The organism is Mycoplasma wenyonii (genome assembly GCF_003265155.1).
Classification (GTDB): Bacteria; Bacillota_I; Bacilli_A; order Mycoplasmatales; family Mycoplasmoidaceae; genus Eperythrozoon_A; species Eperythrozoon_A wenyonii_C.
In genome coordinates this window covers 1-2,634 of record NZ_QKVO01000027.1, presented here as the reverse complement: position 1 = coordinate 2,634, position 2,634 = coordinate 1, and the positions used below count along the sequence as shown (strand labels likewise).

Genomic DNA, 2,634 nt, shown 5'->3' with positions numbered 1-2,634 from the left:
AAGAGCAACAAGAAACAACAACTGTAACTACAAGAGATAATTTACAAAGTCTTTCCGCCTCTTCTCCTGTAGATAGTGGAAGAGAATTAACTAGAAGCTCTAAACAATCTAACGCTAAATCAGGAAATTGCAATGTTGTTCAGTTTTTAGAGAATGTTCTTCCTTCTAACGAAAACAAAGGAGATTATTATGCAATATCTTGCAAAAATAAAGGGATTAATAAAGCAGAAGATGAAAATTTTCTAGATAACTGAAAAGGATTATTTCCTAAAAAGTTATTCAAGAGAAATAACAAATTAAATAAAAATCAAAAATTTGAAATCAAAATAGAATCGGATATGGAAGAAGCGACAGAGGGGAGAGGATCTCAAGTTATTCTTTTAAGCCCAGAATTTAAGAAAACTGAAATATTAGGAAAATGAAACTATAAAAGTCTTGGAGATAACTATGGAATTCTTATTAAGTTAATTACTAAGCAGACAGGAGAAATTTATCTGATACTACCAGTAGAAACAAGAATGGAAACAGTACAAGATTTTAGTTAATCAAATTATTTAATGAAATAAGTTAACAAATAGATCTATGGCTTAAGTTCAGACTGTAAGGAAATCAGTTATTTAATTTTTGCTAGTTGTTACTTTTAGGTTACATTCGGCTTTCTGTTCATCACTGCTAGGTCTACACTCACCTAAGGAGATTCTGAGTTTTAAAGGTGTTGATGGCCTTATATACTGTCACAACTCCCCATCCATCCGGTCCAAGGTGGCTTGATAGATCACTCGTCCTTTACTTTGGCCTTTTAGTCCAGTTCAAGTGCAAGTAAACGTACTATTCATAACTCATCCCCCCCTTTCCCCTTTAGCTCAACGTCCCAGATCAACTTTTAGCGCTCCACCATGTTCATTAATCTCAACCTTTAATCCCTCATTCCCCTTACCCACCAAAAATGGCCACAGTTTTCTTTTGTCATCAGCCCTAATGAATTCCACTGAACCTTCCTCACTAATTTCCTGACCCTCAAACAATCTTTTCTTTTCATCTTCGTTTAACTCCAACTTTCATTGGAATCTTGTTTTGGTATCCTGTTCATAACTTCCTCCATTATTAAGTAAATGTCCCGTACAATCAACTCCCGCACTTATTTCATCTACTTCTATCTTTCATTTATGGGTTGCTTTTGTTTGAGCAGGACTTTTAGAGCGATGGTTGGAGAGCCAATTTCACAATTAAAAAATTTCTTAAATTTTGAGATTTTATGTATCTTTAATTACTAAAAGATATCTGAAATAAAAAACAAGTTATTCTTTAGCCTAATTTGAAATCTTTAGGTCTGTTCCTTCCGTTGTTACTTTTAGGTTACATTCAAGTGTTTTCCCTTTATTGGTCTGCTTACATTTATTACCGAGCTCTATCTTGAGTTTTAAAGGTTGCTTTTGTGTCTCTCTATAGCCTAATCCTCTTTGATTAGTAATTCCACCCTGATAAATAACACCCGCACCATTCTTAGGTAACTCAGCTCAACTACAAGTGAATGTGCTATCCACATAGCCTCCTGTTGTTCTCGTTTCCTGCAAACTAATCACCCCATCAACTCATTGGGTGTAATCCACCATCAACATCGCCCCAAGCGCATTTGCTCTTACAACAATACCAGCCTTTTCTCTAGGCCAAAGATTCAATCCACCCTCACCCTTGAAATTTATGTGGGTCTCTTTGATGATTGTTTCTTTACTAAATAACTGTTTCCCTTCCTCTTCGTTTAGTTCAATCGTCCATCTAAGTAAAGGTTTTGTTCCTCCCGTTCCATATCGCCCATCACCCCCTATTAAATGTCCACTACACTCTAACTCATCACTTATTTCATCTACTTCTATCTTTCATTCAAGTTTGTGATTCCTTTTGTAATGTGAGGAATAAATTAGAAAATTTTTACTATGAAATTATTTTTTAAATAAATCTCTATTTTTAAAAATCATTTAAGTTTTTTAAAGATCCCTATGTTAGCTTTTTAGGTTACATTCGGCTTTCTGTTTATCGTTGCTAGCTCTACATTTATCTAAGGAGATTTTGAGTTTTAAGGGCTGTGTTGCTTTCACAAATTGATAAATACTATCGCCTGTTCGATCTAAGCTTGCAGAATAAATTTCCCCTTTTCCCTTAATTTTTATATCAGGTCACTTACAAGTAAACGAATCACTTACAGTACCGCTTTGTTTTCTTCCAGTCCCATAATTCATTCAATCATTTACTCAATGTGTATAGTCAATCTTTAGTATCTTGCTCCCATCAATGGCCTCAACCTTTATACCTTCTTCCCCTCTTCCCAATACAATGGGCCATATTTTCCGACCACCATCAGCTCTCACAAGCTCTAAAGACCCTTCCTTAGTAACTTCTCTTCCCTCAAATAATTGTTTTTGATCTTGACTCTCTAGAGTTAAATTTCATTTGAACTTTGTCTTGACATCTTCCTCTTGTCCACCACCATCATTAGTTAACTTCCCAGTGCAATCGAGCTCAGCACTTATTTCATCTACTTCTATCTTTCAGGGGAACAGATGATCTTTAAAAGGTCAATATTTTCATTTGAAATTTTTTTCCCTCAAATAATCAATCTTGCTTCAAATCTTTTAA

The 2,634-nt window shown here is 34.8% G+C and carries 4 protein-coding genes; 1 reads left to right on the top strand and 3 read right to left on the bottom strand.

Features of this window, described 5'->3' with window-relative positions; all coding sequences use genetic code 4:
- Positions 1-545: hypothetical protein (locus DNK47_RS03555; protein WP_181454173.1), on the top strand; the 545-nt coding region annotated here is incomplete at its 5' end.
- A gap of 72 nt (positions 546-617) precedes the next feature.
- Here the strand turns inward: DNK47_RS03555 and DNK47_RS03305 are convergent.
- The 3 genes from DNK47_RS03305 to DNK47_RS03295 all read right to left on the bottom strand — a co-directional run bounded on the left by DNK47_RS03305 (position 618) and on the right by DNK47_RS03295 (position 2,606).
- A complete protein-coding gene (locus tag DNK47_RS03305; protein WP_112665931.1) occupies positions 618-1,226 on the bottom strand; it encodes a hypothetical protein in 609 nt (202 codons plus the stop codon).
- A gap of 84 nt (positions 1,227-1,310) precedes the next feature.
- Positions 1,311-1,679 carry a hypothetical protein gene (locus DNK47_RS03300; protein ID WP_112665929.1) on the bottom strand — a complete coding sequence of 123 codons (369 nt, stop codon included), beginning with the start codon at positions 1,677-1,679 and terminating at the stop codon, positions 1,311-1,313.
- Positions 1,680-2,000: 321 nt separating this feature from the next.
- Positions 2,001-2,606 carry a hypothetical protein gene (locus tag DNK47_RS03295; RefSeq protein WP_112665927.1) on the bottom strand — a complete coding sequence of 202 codons (606 nt, stop codon included), beginning with the start codon at positions 2,604-2,606 and terminating at the stop codon, positions 2,001-2,003.
- Positions 2,607-2,634: the final 28 nt, after the last annotated feature.